26 protein-coding genes and 1 pseudogene are annotated in these 13,132 nt (G+C 42.0%); all 27 read left to right on the forward strand.

All coding sequences use genetic code 11. The annotated features are described in order from the left end of the window. Nucleotides 1-21 precede the first annotated feature (21 nt). The 27 genes and pseudogenes from rplB to rplQ all read left to right on the forward strand — a co-directional run bounded on the left by rplB (nt 22) and on the right by rplQ (nt 13,020). Nucleotides 22-855: a 50S ribosomal protein L2 gene (gene rplB / locus NST59_RS00750; protein WP_024425599.1), complete on the forward strand. Its 834-nt coding sequence runs from the start codon at nt 22-24 to the stop codon at nt 853-855. A gap of 57 nt (nt 856-912) precedes the next feature. Further along, nucleotides 913-1,191: a 30S ribosomal protein S19 gene (gene rpsS, locus NST59_RS00755; protein ID WP_003216920.1), complete on the forward strand. Its 279-nt coding sequence runs from the start codon at nt 913-915 to the stop codon at nt 1,189-1,191. Between the two features lie 17 nt (nt 1,192-1,208). Then, nucleotides 1,209-1,550: a 50S ribosomal protein L22 gene (gene rplV, locus NST59_RS00760; RefSeq protein ID WP_007496316.1), complete on the forward strand. Its 342-nt coding sequence runs from the start codon at nt 1,209-1,211 to the stop codon at nt 1,548-1,550. Nucleotides 1,551-1,553: 3 nt separating this feature from the next. Continuing rightward, entirely contained in the window at nt 1,554-2,210 is a 657-nt protein-coding gene (gene rpsC / locus NST59_RS00765; protein WP_003217241.1) for a 30S ribosomal protein S3, read from the forward strand. Between the two features lies 1 nt (nt 2,211). Beyond that, on the forward strand, nt 2,212-2,646 hold the full coding sequence (rplP, locus tag NST59_RS00770; RefSeq protein WP_003156478.1) for a 50S ribosomal protein L16: 435 nt from the start codon (nt 2,212-2,214) through the stop codon (nt 2,644-2,646). Next, nucleotides 2,636-2,836 carry a 50S ribosomal protein L29 gene (gene rpmC, locus NST59_RS00775; RefSeq protein WP_003217155.1) on the forward strand — a complete coding sequence of 67 codons (201 nt, stop codon included), beginning with the start codon at nt 2,636-2,638 and terminating at the stop codon, nt 2,834-2,836. Before rplP ends, rpmC begins: the two co-directional genes overlap by 11 nt. A gap of 25 nt (nt 2,837-2,861) precedes the next feature. Next, on the forward strand, nt 2,862-3,125 hold the full coding sequence (gene rpsQ / locus NST59_RS00780) for a 30S ribosomal protein S17 (protein WP_003216906.1): 264 nt from the start codon (nt 2,862-2,864) through the stop codon (nt 3,123-3,125). Between the two features lie 39 nt (nt 3,126-3,164). Beyond that, nucleotides 3,165-3,533 carry a 50S ribosomal protein L14 gene (gene rplN, locus NST59_RS00785; RefSeq protein WP_003216882.1) on the forward strand — a complete coding sequence of 123 codons (369 nt, stop codon included), beginning with the start codon at nt 3,165-3,167 and terminating at the stop codon, nt 3,531-3,533. 35 nt (nt 3,534-3,568) lie between these two features. Next, a complete protein-coding gene (rplX, locus tag NST59_RS00790) occupies nt 3,569-3,880 on the forward strand; it encodes a 50S ribosomal protein L24 (RefSeq protein WP_008356538.1) in 312 nt (103 codons plus the stop codon). 25 nt (nt 3,881-3,905) lie between these two features. Beyond that, nucleotides 3,906-4,445 (forward strand): 50S ribosomal protein L5, encoded by a 540-nt coding sequence (gene rplE, locus NST59_RS00795; RefSeq protein WP_024425600.1) that lies wholly within the window; start codon nt 3,906-3,908, stop codon nt 4,443-4,445. 22 nt (nt 4,446-4,467) lie between these two features. Beyond that, a complete protein-coding gene (gene rpsN, locus NST59_RS00800) occupies nt 4,468-4,653 on the forward strand; it encodes a 30S ribosomal protein S14 (protein ID WP_008356542.1) in 186 nt (61 codons plus the stop codon). 31 nt (nt 4,654-4,684) lie between these two features. Further along, entirely contained in the window at nt 4,685-5,083 is a 399-nt protein-coding gene (gene rpsH, locus NST59_RS00805) for a 30S ribosomal protein S8 (RefSeq protein WP_007496327.1), read from the forward strand. Between the two features lie 31 nt (nt 5,084-5,114). Beyond that, the gene (gene rplF / locus NST59_RS00810) at nt 5,115-5,651 is read left to right on the forward strand and encodes a 50S ribosomal protein L6 (protein WP_008345395.1); all 537 of its coding nucleotides are present in this window, start codon (nt 5,115-5,117) and stop codon (nt 5,649-5,651) included. A 32-nt stretch (nt 5,652-5,683) separates the two neighbouring features. Continuing rightward, complete coding sequence (gene rplR, locus NST59_RS00815; RefSeq protein ID WP_008356544.1) at nt 5,684-6,046, forward strand: 50S ribosomal protein L18; 363 nt, start codon at nt 5,684-5,686, stop codon at nt 6,044-6,046. Between the two features lie 24 nt (nt 6,047-6,070). Next, nucleotides 6,071-6,571, forward strand: a complete 501-nt coding sequence (gene rpsE, locus NST59_RS00820) for a 30S ribosomal protein S5 (RefSeq protein ID WP_007496332.1) — start codon at nt 6,071-6,073, stop codon at nt 6,569-6,571. Between the two features lie 13 nt (nt 6,572-6,584). After that, nucleotides 6,585-6,767 (forward strand): 50S ribosomal protein L30, encoded by a 183-nt coding sequence (gene rpmD / locus NST59_RS00825; RefSeq protein WP_003217067.1) that lies wholly within the window; start codon nt 6,585-6,587, stop codon nt 6,765-6,767. 30 nt (nt 6,768-6,797) lie between these two features. Further along, entirely contained in the window at nt 6,798-7,238 is a 441-nt protein-coding gene (rplO, locus tag NST59_RS00830) for a 50S ribosomal protein L15 (protein WP_003216888.1), read from the forward strand. A 1-nt stretch (nt 7,239) separates the two neighbouring features. After that, entirely contained in the window at nt 7,240-8,532 is a 1,293-nt protein-coding gene (secY, locus tag NST59_RS00835) for a preprotein translocase subunit SecY (RefSeq protein ID WP_007496334.1), read from the forward strand. A 55-nt stretch (nt 8,533-8,587) separates the two neighbouring features. Continuing rightward, nucleotides 8,588-9,241, forward strand: a complete 654-nt coding sequence (locus NST59_RS00840) for an adenylate kinase (protein WP_024425604.1) — start codon at nt 8,588-8,590, stop codon at nt 9,239-9,241. Next, nucleotides 9,238-9,984: a type I methionyl aminopeptidase gene (map, locus tag NST59_RS00845; protein WP_003217210.1), complete on the forward strand. Its 747-nt coding sequence runs from the start codon at nt 9,238-9,240 to the stop codon at nt 9,982-9,984. Before NST59_RS00840 ends, map begins: the two co-directional genes overlap by 4 nt. 27 nt (nt 9,985-10,011) lie before the next feature. After that, a pseudogene (locus tag NST59_RS00850) lies at nt 10,012-10,318 on the forward strand (KOW domain-containing RNA-binding protein). Further along, a complete protein-coding gene (gene infA, locus NST59_RS00855; protein ID WP_003217190.1) occupies nt 10,296-10,514 on the forward strand; it encodes a translation initiation factor IF-1 in 219 nt (72 codons plus the stop codon). Before NST59_RS00850 ends, infA begins: the two are co-directional and overlap by 23 nt. Before the next feature lie 31 nt (nt 10,515-10,545). Beyond that, entirely contained in the window at nt 10,546-10,659 is a 114-nt protein-coding gene (rpmJ, locus tag NST59_RS00860; protein ID WP_003156543.1) for a 50S ribosomal protein L36, read from the forward strand. A 21-nt stretch (nt 10,660-10,680) separates the two neighbouring features. Continuing rightward, nucleotides 10,681-11,046 (forward strand): 30S ribosomal protein S13, encoded by a 366-nt coding sequence (gene rpsM, locus NST59_RS00865; RefSeq protein WP_003217023.1) that lies wholly within the window; start codon nt 10,681-10,683, stop codon nt 11,044-11,046. 20 nt (nt 11,047-11,066) lie between these two features. Next, nucleotides 11,067-11,462 (forward strand): 30S ribosomal protein S11, encoded by a 396-nt coding sequence (rpsK, locus tag NST59_RS00870; protein ID WP_003217231.1) that lies wholly within the window; start codon nt 11,067-11,069, stop codon nt 11,460-11,462. 175 nt (nt 11,463-11,637) lie between these two features. Further along, the gene (locus tag NST59_RS00875; RefSeq protein ID WP_003217009.1) at nt 11,638-12,582 is read left to right on the forward strand and encodes a DNA-directed RNA polymerase subunit alpha; all 945 of its coding nucleotides are present in this window, start codon (nt 11,638-11,640) and stop codon (nt 12,580-12,582) included. A gap of 75 nt (nt 12,583-12,657) precedes the next feature. Then, nucleotides 12,658-13,020, forward strand: a complete 363-nt coding sequence (gene rplQ, locus NST59_RS00880) for a 50S ribosomal protein L17 (RefSeq protein WP_003216944.1) — start codon at nt 12,658-12,660, stop codon at nt 13,018-13,020. Nucleotides 13,021-13,132 lie beyond the last annotated feature (112 nt).

The following is a 13,132-nucleotide window of genomic DNA, read 5'->3' on the forward strand; positions in this document are numbered from 1 at the left end:
AAAGAAGGAGGGAAATTCAAAATGGCGATTAAAAAGTATAAACCAACCAGTAATGGTCGTCGTGGCATGACTACTTCAGATTTTGCTGAAATCACGACTGACAAACCAGAAAAATCGTTGCTTGCACCGCTACACAAAAAAGGCGGACGTAACAACCAAGGTAGATTGACTGTTCGTCATCAAGGTGGCGGTCACAAACGTCAATACCGTATCATCGACTTTAAGCGTGATAAAGACGGTATACCTGGACGCGTTGCTACAATCGAGTATGATCCAAACCGTTCAGCGAACATCGCTCTTGTAAACTATGCAGATGGTGAGAAACGTTACATTCTTGCTCCGAAAGGAATCCAAGTTGGTACTGAAGTTACTTCTGGACCAGAAGCTGACATCAAACCAGGTAATGCTCTTCCACTTATCAACATCCCAGTTGGTACAGTTGTGCATAACATTGAATTAAAACCAGGTAAAGGTGGACAATTAGTTCGTTCTGCTGGTACTTCTGCTCAAGTTCTAGGTAAAGAAGGTAAATACGTTCTTGTACGTTTGAACTCAGGAGAAGTTCGCATGATTCTTTCTGCTTGCCGTGCGACTATCGGTCAAGTTGGAAACGAGCAACACGAATTAATTAACATCGGTAAAGCTGGACGTTCTCGCTGGAAAGGCGTACGCCCAACAGTTCGTGGTTCTGTAATGAACCCTAACGATCACCCACACGGTGGTGGTGAAGGACGCGCTCCAATCGGACGTAAATCACCAATGTCTCCATGGGGTAAACCGACTCTTGGATTCAAGACTCGTAAGAAAACCAACAAGTCTGATAAATTCATTGTACGTCGTCGTAAAAACAAGTAACGGGGTTGTCTACGGTTCATTTAGGACCGTAGTTCAATCACGAAGGGAGGTTCCACAATGGCTCGCAGCTTAAAAAAAGGACCATTTGTTGATGATCATTTGATGGCTAAAGTCGAGAAATTGAATGAAACTGACAAAAAGCAAGTCGTAAAAACTTGGTCTCGTCGTTCTACAATTTTCCCACAATTCATCGGTCACACAATCGCTGTCTATGACGGACGCAAACATGTACCTGTTTTCATTTCTGAAGATATGGTAGGTCACAAATTGGGCGAATTCGCACCAAGCCGTACTTACAAAGGTCATGCTAGTGACGATAAAAAAACAAGACGCTAATGAGAGGAGGCTTTTAAATGCAAGCTAAAGCTGTCGCAAGAACAGTCCGTATTGCTCCTCGTAAAGCACGTCTAGTAATGGACCTGATCCGAGGTAAGCAAGTAGGAGAAGCAGTTTCTATCTTAAACCTTACACCTAAGGCTGCTTCACCAATTATTGAAAAAGTATTAAAATCTGCTATCGCAAACGCTGAGCACAACTACGAGTTGGACGCTAACAGCCTAGTGATTACTCAAGCATTCGTTGACGAAGGTCCAACACTTAAGAGATTCCGTCCACGTGCTATGGGTCGTGCGAGCGCAATTAACAAACGTACTAGCCACATTACAATCGTTGTATCAGAAAAGAAGGAGGGATAATCCGTGGGTCAAAAGGTAAATCCAGTAGGTCTTCGTATTGGCGTCATTCGTGATTGGGAATCTAAATGGTTCGCAGGAAAAGATTACGCTGACTTCTTACATGAAGACTTGAAAATCCGTGAATTCATCAGCAAGCGTTTGTCTGACGCGTCTGTTTCTAAAGTAGAAATCGAACGTGCTGCAAACCGCGTAAATATCACAATCCACACGGCTAAACCAGGTATGGTAATTGGTAAAGGCGGATCTGAAGTTGAAGCACTTCGTAAAGCTCTTAACAGCCTAACTGGCAAACGTGTACACATCAACATTCTTGAAATCAAGAGAGCAGATCTTGATGCTCAGCTAGTTGCTGAAAACATCGCTCGTCAACTTGAAAACCGTATTTCATTCCGTCGTGCACAAAAACAAACAATCCAACGCACAATGCGTGCTGGAGCACAAGGAATCAAAACAATGGTTTCTGGTCGTCTTGGCGGTGCAGATATTGCTCGTTCTGAATATTACAGTGAAGGTACTGTTCCATTGCACACACTTCGTGCTGACATCGACTATGCTACTGCTGAAGCTGATACTACTTATGGTAAGCTTGGCGTAAAAGTATGGATCTATCGTGGAGAAGTCCTTCCAACTAAGAAGAATACTGCGGAAGGAGGAAAATAATATGTTATTGCCAAAACGCGTGAAGTATCGCAGAGAACATCGTGGAAAAATGCGTGGTCGTGCAAAAGGCGGTACTGAAGTACATTTCGGTGAGTACGGTATCCAAGCTCTTGAAGCTTCTTGGATCACAAACCGTCAAATCGAAGCTGCTCGTATTGCTATGACTCGTTACATGAAACGTGGCGGTAAAGTTTGGATTAAAATTTTCCCTTCTAAGCCATACACAGCTAAACCTCTAGAGGTCCGCATGGGTTCCGGTAAAGGTGCTCCAGAAGGATGGGTAGCTGTAGTAAAACCGGGCAAAGTTTTATTTGAAATTTCTGGTGTGTCTGAAGAAGTGGCTCGTGAAGCTCTTCGTCTTGCATCTCACAAATTGCCAATTAAAACGAAGTTCGTAAAACGTGAAGAAATTGGTGGTGAATCAAATGAAAGCTAATGAAATTCGTGACCTTACCACTGCTGAAATTGAACAAAAAGTAAAGTCTCTTAAAGAAGAACTTTTCAATCTTCGTTTCCAATTAGCGACTGGGCAGCTTGAAAATACTGCTCGCATTCGTGAAGTGCGTAAATCAATCGCACGCATGAAAACTGTGATTCGTCAAAGAGAAATCGCTGCTAATAAATAATAATTAGAGGGGAGGCCCCGCAAACATGAGCGAACGTAACCAACGTAAAGTGTATCAAGGTCGTGTTGTTTCTGACAAAATGGATAAAACCATCACTGTTGTAGTTGAAACATACAAAAAGCATTCACTTTATGGCAAACGTGTAAGATACTCTAAAAAGTTCAAAGCACATGATGAAAACAACCAAGCAAAAATCGGAGACATCGTAAAGGTCATGGAAACTCGTCCTTTATCTGCGACTAAACGCTTTCGTCTAGTTGAAGTTGTCGAAGAAGCCGTTATTATCTAATAAAGTTCGGATTTCTTTTTCCGAAAGGAGGTAACATTAATGATTCAACAGGAGACTCGTTTAAAAGTAGCTGACAACTCTGGCGCACGCGAAGTACTAACGATTAAAGTTCTTGGTGGCTCTGGACGTAAAACGGCTAACATCGGTGATGTCATTGTTTGTACGGTTAAACAAGCAACACCTGGAGGCGTTGTCAAAAAAGGTGAAGTTGTGAAAGCAGTTATCGTTCGTACTAAGAGCGGAGCTCGCAGAAACGATGGATCTTACATCAGTTTCGACGAAAATGCTTGTGTCATCATCCGTGACGACAAGAGCCCACGTGGAACTCGTATCTTCGGACCAGTAGCACGTGAACTTCGTGAAAACAACTATATGAAAATTGTTTCTCTAGCACCAGAAGTACTTTAATGAATACAATCCGCGACTCAAGGAGGTGCGATTAAATGCATGTTAAAAAGGGCGATAAAGTAGTGGTTATCTCTGGTAAAGATAAAGGTAAACAAGGTGTCATCCTTGCTGCTTTCCCTAAAAAGGAACGTGTTTTAGTAGAAGGTATTAACCTTGTGAAAAAACACTCTAAACCAACCCAAGCTAACCCTCAAGGCGGGATTTCTGAACAAGAAGCGCCGATCCACGTATCAAACGTAATGCCGCTTGATCCTAAAACGGGTGAAGTGACACGTGTTGGGTATAAAGTTGAGGACGGAAAGAAAGTCCGTGTAGCGAAAAAGTCTGGGCAAGTTCTAGATAAATAGTAAATAAGGAAGGGAGGTCTTTCTCATGAACCGCCTTAAAGAAAAGTATGTAAAAGAAATTACACCTGCATTAGTTTCTAAGTTTGAATACACTTCAGTAATGCAAGTGCCAAAAATCGAAAAAATCGTGATCAACATGGGTGTTGGTGACGCCGTTCAAAACGCTAAAGCAATCGATACTGCTGTTGAAGAATTAACGTTTATCGCTGGTCAAAAACCTGTCGTTACTCGTGCGAAGAAGTCTATTGCTGGATTCCGTCTACGTGAAGGAATGCCAATCGGTGCGAAAGTAACACTTCGCGGAGAGCGCATGTATGATTTCCTTGATAAACTTATTTCTGTGTCTTTACCACGTGTACGTGACTTCCGCGGGATTTCTAAGAAATCTTTCGACGGTCGTGGAAACTACACGCTTGGTATTAAAGAACAGTTAATCTTCCCAGAAATTGATTACGATAAAGTAACAAAGGTCCGCGGTATGGATATCGTTATCGTTACTACTGCCAATACGGACGAAGAAGCACGTGAGTTATTAACTCAAGTAGGTATGCCGTTCCAGAAATAATCAATGAAAGGGAGGCGAAATCGTGGCTAAAAAGTCTATGATTGCGAAACAACAACGCAAACAAAAGTTTAAAGTTCAAGAGTATACGCGCTGCGAACGTTGTGGACGTCCACATTCAGTTATTCGTAAGTTTAAACTTTGCCGTATTTGTTTCCGCGAACTTGCATATAAAGGACAAATTCCTGGCGTTAAAAAAGCCAGCTGGTAATCCCCATAAATGGGAAGGAGGTTATTAAATAATGGTTATGACAGATCCGATTGCAGATTTGCTGACTCGTATTCGCAATGCGAACATGGTACGTCATGAGAAGCTAGAAGTACCGGCTTCAAAAATCAAAAGAGAAATTGCTGAAATCTTAAAGCGTGAAGGTTTTATCCGTGACGTTGAGTACGTCGAAGACAGCAAACAAGGAATTATCCGTTTGTTCCTTAAATACGGCCAAAACAACGAACGTGTTATCACTGGTCTTAAAAGAATCAGTAAACCTGGTTTACGCGTATATGCGAAATCAAATGAAGTACCACGTGTACTTAACGGACTTGGAATCGCAATTATTTCAACATCACAAGGTGTTTTATCGGACAAAGAAGCCCGTGCTAAACAAGCTGGTGGAGAAGTACTTGCTTACGTATGGTAAAAAAAGTTTAAGATGAATGGAGGTGCTTGGTATGTCTCGTATAGGTAAAAAACTAATCGAGATCCCTTCAGGAGTAACTGTGACAAACAACGATAACACAGTGACAGTAAAGGGACCAAAAGGTGAACTAACTCGTGCATTTCACCCTGATATGGAAATTAAAATTGAGGACAACGTCTTAACTGTAAGCCGTCCGTCTGAAAATAAAGAACACCGTGCATTACATGGTACAACACGTAGCTTGATTGCTAACATGGTTGAAGGTGTATCTAAAGGTTTCGAAAGAGGTTTAGAACTTATCGGTGTCGGTTACCGTGCAGCTAAATCTGGAAACAAACTTGTTCTTAACGTTGGATACTCTCACCCAGTTGAAATCGTTCCTGAGGCTGGAGTTGAAGTAGAAGTTCCATCTCAAACGAAAGTAATCGTTAAAGGTATCGATAAAGAGCGTGTAGGAGCTCTAGCTTCTAACATCCGCGCTGTCCGTGCTCCAGAGCCTTACAAAGGTAAAGGAATTCGTTACGAAGGTGAATTCGTTCGCCGTAAAGAAGGAAAAACTGGTAAGTAAGATCGCTTAAAGTGAAGAAAGGAGTGACTCGGATGATTACGAAAACTAGCAAAAACGCTACTCGTCTTAAAAGACATGCTCGTGTTCGTGCGAAACTTTCAGGTACTGCTGAAAGACCTCGCCTTAACGTTTTCCGTTCTAACAAGAATATCTACGCTCAAGTAATTGATGATGTTAACGGTGTAACACTTGTAAGTGCTTCTACTCTTGATAAAGAGTTAAAGATCGAGAATAGTTCTGACACTGCAGCTGCTACGAAAGTTGGCGAACTTGTTGCAAAACGTGCTGTTGAAAAAGGAATCTCTAACGTGGTATTTGACCGCGGAGGATACCTATATCATGGACGTGTAAAAGCTCTAGCTGAAGCTGCTCGTGAGGCTGGACTTAAATTTTAATAAAAGAAGGAGGGACACATCCGAATGAGTCGTATTGACCCAAGCAAATTAGAGTTAGAAGAACGCTTAGTTACGGTTAACCGCGTAGCGAAAGTTGTTAAAGGTGGACGTCGTTTCCGTTTTGCAGCTTTAGTTGTTGTCGGTGACAAAAACGGTCATGTAGGTTTCGGTACTGGTAAAGCACAAGAAGTACCAGAAGCGATCCGCAAAGCTGTTGAAGATGCGAAAAAGAATTTAATTGAAGTACCAATGGTTGGAACTACAATTCCACATGAAATCATCGGTCGATTCGGTGCAGGAAACGTTCTATTGAAGCCTGCTTCAGAAGGTACAGGAGTTATCGCTGGAGGCCCAGTGCGTGCGGTACTTGAGCTTGCTGGTCTAGCTGATATCCTTTCTAAATCTCTAGGTTCTAATACACCGATCAACATGATCCGCGCAACACTTCAAGGTTTAAGTGAGCTTAAACGTGCTGAAGATGTAGCGAAGCTTCGTGGAAAATCTGTAGAAGACCTGTTAGGATAAGGAGGGAACAATAATGGCAAATAAATTAGAAATTACCCTCAAACGCAGTGTAATCGGTCGCCCTGAAGATCAGCGTGTCACTGTTCGTACTCTTGGTCTTAAGAAAACAAACCAAACAGTCGTACATGAAGACAATGCAGCGATCCGCGGCATGATTAACAAGGTGTCTCATTTAGTTTCTGTTAAAGAACAATAAAACATTTTTAATCGATAAGGAGGTGCCCAAATGAAACTTCATGAATTGAAGCCTTCAGAAGGTTCACGTAAAGTACGCAACCGTGTTGGTCGTGGTATTGGATCAGGTAACGGTAAAACTTCTGGTAAAGGTCATAAAGGTCAAAACGCTCGTTCTGGCGGCGGTGTACGCCCTGGTTTCGAAGGTGGTCAGATGCCTTTATTCCAACGCCTTCCAAAACGTGGTTTTACAAACATCAACCGTAAAGATTACGCGGTAATCAACTTAGACAGATTAAACAGTTTTGACGAAGGAACGGAAGTAACTCCTGAACTTCTTCTAGAGACTGGTGCAATAAGCAAGTTAAAAGCAGGAGTAAAAATTCTTGGCAACGGTAAATTAGAAAAAAAATTAACTGTAAAAGCCAATAAATTCTCTGCTTCTGCGAAAGAAGCGATTGAAGCTGCTGGCGGTACAGCCGAGGTGATCTAACTTGTTTAAGACAATCTCCAATTTTATGCGCGTGAAAGATATACGGAATAAGATTATATTCACACTTTTAATGTTAGTCGTCTTTCGTATAGGTGCTTTCATCCCTGTGCCTAATGTGAACGCCGAAGTTCTCCAGGCACAGGATCAAATGAGTGTTTTCGGAATCCTCAACACGTTTGGGGGCGGGGCACTTTTCCAATTCTCCATTCTTGCAATGGGGATTATGCCGTATATCACTGCTTCGATCATCATTCAGCTCTTGCAGATGGATGTTGTTCCGAAGTTTACTGAGTGGTCAAAGCAAGGAGAGGTTGGCCGCCGAAAATTAGCACAATTCACAAGGTATTTTACAATTGTTCTAGGATTTATCCAGGCGTTAGGAATGTCATATGGATTCAACAATATGGCAGGAGGCATGCTGATTGAAAACCCTGGTGTATCAACGTATCTCTTAATTGCGGTCGTACTCACTGCGGGAACAGCATTTTTAATGTGGCTGGGCGAGCAGATTACTGCTCACGGTGTTGGTAACGGTATTTCGATTATTATCTTTGCCGGTATCATCGCTGGTATCCCTCAAACATTAAAACAAGTGTACGCTCAACAATTTGTAGGTGGAGATGGACAGCTGTTCATGCAAATCCTTAAAATTGCCCTTATTGTAATTGCCATTCTTGTCATTGTTATCGGTGTTATTTACATTCAAATGGCAGTGAGAAAGATTGCAATTCAATATTCAAAAGGTACTGGTCGTGCACAAATGTCTGCTAGTCAAGCTACGCACCTTCCATTGAAAGTGAATCCAGCAGGGGTGATTCCAGTCATCTTTGCCGTTTCTTTCATTATTACTCCGCAGACGATCGCATCGTTCTTCGGAACCAATAATGTGACAACTTGGATAACCAACAACTTTGACTATACTAAGCCAATCGGTATGACGATTTATGTAGCACTGATTGTTGCTTTCACATATTTTTATGCCTTTGTCCAAGTCAATCCTGAACAAATGGCTGAAAATCTGCAAAAGCAGGGTGGCTATATCCCGGGAGTTCGTCCAGGGAAAATGACTCAAGATAGAATTACGAGCATTTTGTACCGACTCACGTTTGTGGGCGCCATTTTCTTAGCCGTGATTTCAATACTTCCTATCTTTTTCATTCAATTCGCTGGATTACCTTCCGCTGCACAAATTGGCGGCACAAGTCTTCTCATTGTTGTAGGTGTTGCACTTGAAACAATGAAACAGCTTGAAAGCCAATTAGTGAAACGAAATTACCGTGGATTTATGAAATAAAACAGAGGGCTGGGCAGCTGCCCAACCTCTCTAAGTAAGGAAGGGGAAATCCGAAATGAACTTAGTCTTAATGGGGCTTCCGGGTGCTGGTAAAGGCACTCAGGCAGAACGAATTGTTGATGATTATGGGATCCCTCATATCTCAACAGGAGATATGTTCCGCGCTGCTATGAAAGAGGAGACACAACTTGGGCTCGAAGCAAAATCCTTTATCGATAAAGGAGAGCTTGTTCCTGATGAGGTCACAATCGGTATTGTTAGAGAAAGACTTGGCAAAAATGATTGTGAACAAGGTTTTCTTCTGGACGGATTTCCGCGAACAGTCGCTCAGGCTGAAGCTTTAGAAGAAATTCTAAAGGACCTTGGCAGAACGATTGATTATGTCATTAATATTAAAGTCGATAAAGATGCTTTGATGGAGCGTCTGACTGGCCGAAGAATTTGCAAAAATTGCGGAGCAACATATCATTTAGTATTTAATCCGCCTGCGAAAGAAAATGTTTGTGACAAGTGTGGAGGCGAGCTTTATCAACGTGCAGATGATAATGCAGAAACCGTTTCGACTAGACTTGAAGTGAACTTAAAGCAGACTGAACCTTTACTGAACTTCTATTCAGAAAAAGGATATCTTGCAAACATTGATGGTGCGAAGCACATTAACGATGTATATGCAGATATCAAGGACCTGCTTGGAGGATTAAATAAATGATTATCTGTAAAACTCCTCGCGAGCTTGAGATTATGAGAGAAGCTGGACGTATTGTCGCACTGACTCATGAAGAGCTGAAGAAACACATAAAACCAGGTATTTCGACAAAAGAATTGGATCAAATTGCCGAACGTTTTATTACAAAGCAGGGTGCAATCCCATCTTTTAAAGGGTATAATGGTTTTCGCGGGAGCATTTGCGTTTCGGTGAATGAAGAACTCGTTCACGGTATTCCTGGTAAACGGGTTTTACGTGATGGTGACATCATTAGTATCGATATTGGCGCAAAGTTAAATGGCTATCATGGTGACTCTGCTTGGACTTATCCAGTTGGGGTAATCAGTGATGAAGACCGCAAACTACTGGAAGTCACAGAGGAATCTCTATATAAAGGCTTACAGGAAGCAAAGCCAGGCGAACGTCTGTCGAACATTTCCCATGCCATACAAACGTATGTTGAAAATGAGAATTTTTCAGTTGTTAGAGAATATGTTGGACATGGGGTCGGACAGGATCTTCATGAGGACCCTCAAATTCCTCATTATGGTCCGCCCAACAAAGGCCCACGGCTAAAACCAGGGATGGTGTTGGCCATCGAACCGATGGTGAACGCAGGCAGCCGATATGTGAAAACATTGGCTGATAACTGGACGGTTGTAACGGTTGATGGGAAAAAGTGTGCTCACTTTGAGCATACGATTGCGATTACAGATACAGGTTTTGATATACTGACTAAGATTTAGGTCTTCACTGAAGCCTTTCAGGCCCAAATCGGGCAGGTTGTCTGTATAGTCCAAAGAAAGAACAAGATCAGTATACAGGTGTCATCGGCATGTTCGTTGGCTGCCATGTACTAATCGCAGACGGAGAAAAGCGTAAATTTCATTCTCCTAAGAAAAAATATCAATCATATAACCTTTTATGATTGCGTATCTCCGGAAGTTCAGAACAGTATATTCAAAACAGGTCGGGTGATAGATGAACAATTGAGAGATTCTCATTTGGACATTTGTCAGAGAGCAAGTTACTGATTTGAAGAAGGGAGAACACTTGAATGGCGAAAGACGATGTAATTGAAGTGGAAGGTACTGTAGCAGAAACTTTGCCAAACGCAATGTTCAAAGTTGAACTAGAGAATGGTCATACAGTTTTGGCTCATGTATCAGGAAAAATCCGTATGCACTTCATTCGCATTTTACCTGGAGACAAAGTTACGGTAGAATTATCTCCATATGACTTAACTCGTGGTAGAATTACGTACCGTTACAAATAAAGCAACTCCGGAAGAAGGAGGTTGGAAACACATGAAAGTGAGACCATCTGTTAAACCTATCTGTGAAAAATGTAAAGTGATTCGCAGAAAAGGAAAAGTAATGGTGATCTGTGAAAACCCAAAACATAAACAAAAACAAGGCTAATAACAAGGAGGTGCCCAAATCATGGCTCGTATTGCTGGTGTAGATATTCCACGTGATAAGCGTGTTGTCATTTCTTTAACATATGTTTTTGGAATTGGTCGTACGACTGCGCAACAAGTCCTTAAAGAAGCAGGTGTTTCTGAAGACACTCGCGTTCGCGATCTAACTGAAGACGAACTTGGTAAAATCCGTGATATCATTGACAAACTTAAAGTAGAAGGTGACCTTCGTCGTGAAGTTTCACTTAACATTAAGCGTCTAATTGAAATCGGAAGCTACCGCGGAATCCGTCATCGTAGAGGACTTCCTGTTCGTGGACAAAACACAAAAAACAACGCGCGTACTCGTAAAGGTCCGCGTCGTACTGTAGCTAACAAGAAAAAATAAGTAAAGGAGGTAGTTAAAGAATGGCTGCTGCTCGTAAACAAAATACGCGTAAACGTCGCGTGAAAAAGAATATTGAAGCTGGAATTGCTCATATTCGTTCCACTTTCAACAACACGATTGTAACGATTACTGATGTTCATGGAAACGCAATTTCTTGGTCAAGTGCTGGTGCATTAGGATTCAGAGGTTCTCGTAAATCTACTCCTTTCGCTGCACAAATGGCTGCTGAAACTGCTGCTAAAGGTTCTATCGAACATGGTCTTAAAACACTTGAAGTAACTGTTAAAGGTCCTGGTTCTGGTCGTGAAGCTGCAATTCGTGCGCTTCAAGCTGCTGGTCTTGAAGTTACTGCAATTAGAGACGTAACTCCAGTTCCTCATAACGGATGCCGTCCACCAAAACGTCGCCGCGTGTAATTTGTTTGTATAGATTTTGTGTCCCTGTCAATAATGGGTTATGATACAGTTATTTATGAGACGAATACACGACTCGTTGCCTGAGCACATACGGGACTAAACAATGAGGAATTTCGGATGGAATCTCATATGATTCTATTCGAGGTTTCGACGTTTTGAAGGAGGGTTTTATTAGATGATCGAAATTGAAAAACCAAAAATCGAAACGGTTGAAATCAGCGACGATGCCAAGTATGGCAAGTTTGTCGTAGAGCCACTTGAGCGTGGATATGGTACCACTTTAGGGAACTCCCTTCGTCGTATCCTTTTATCCTCACTTCCTGGTGCAGCTGTAACATCGATCCAGATAGATGGTGTCTTACACGAATTCTCAACGATCGAAGGCGTGGTTGAAGATGTTACAACGATTATCTTAAACATTAAAAAGCTTGCACTCAAAATCTACTCTGAAGAAGAGAAGACGCTTGAAATTGATGTACAAGATGAAGGTACTGTAACAGCTGCTGATATTACACACGACAGCGATATTGAAATCTTAAATCCAGATCTTCACATCGCAACTCTTGGCAAGAATGCGAGCTTCCGTGTTCGCTTAACTGCACAAAGAGGTCGCGGGTATAATCCTGCTGATGCAAACAAAAGAGACGATCAGCCAATCGGTGTGATTCCGATCGACTCAATCTATACACCTGTATCTCGTGTGACTTATCAAGTGGAGAACACCCGTGTTGGGCAAATCACAAACTATGATAAATTAACACTAGATGTATGGACTGATGGAAGCACAGGACCGAAAGAAGCGATCGCTCTAGGTTCTAAGATTTTAACTGAACACCTGAATATTTTCGTTGGGTTAACTGACGAAGCTCAGCATGCTGAAATCATGGTTGAGAAAGAAGAAGACCAAAAAGAAAAAGTGCTTGAAATGACAATTGAAGAGCTTGATCTTTCTGTTCGTTCTTACAACTGTTTGAAGCGTGCGGGTATTAACACTGTTCAAGAGCTTGCTAACAAGACAGAAGAGGATATGATGAAAGTTCGTAACCTTGGACGTAAATCTCTTGAAGAAGTGAAAGCGAAACTAGAAGAACTTGGACTGGGTCTTCGTAAAGACGATTGACTAGTTTCATTGTGAACTAGGATTTTCGTGTGTTTTTTATTCATACAGCATCTCTAATTAAGGAGGGGACATCACATGGCATACAGAAAGCTAGGACGCACTAGTGCACAACGTAAAGCAATGCTTCGTGACCTAACGACTGATTTGATCATCAACGAACGCATCGAAACAACTGAAACACGTGCGAAAGAACTTCGCTCTGTAGTTGAAAAAATGATCACTCTTGGCAAACGCGGAGATCTTCATGCTCGCCGTCAAGCTGCAGCTTACATTCGTAATGAAGTAGCTAACGCTGAAACAAACCAAGATGCACTTCAAAAATTATTCGCTGACGTTGCAACTCGCTACGAAGATCGCCAAGGTGGATACACTCGTATCATGAAGCTTGGACCTCGTCGCGGCGATGGCGCACCAATGGCTGTCATTGAATTAGTTTAATCACATATCGTGTATCTAAGAAAGGGCGGGACAGTTCATAACTGGATCTATGCCCTTTTTTAGGTACTACGGCTTTTTTTAGGAATAAGCAAAGAAGAGGTTGAGCTGAGAG

The sequence above is a fragment of the Bacillus sp. FSL R5-0439 genome (genome assembly GCF_038008805.1).
GTDB lineage: Bacteria > Bacillota > Bacilli > Bacillales > Bacillaceae > Bacillus > Bacillus safensis.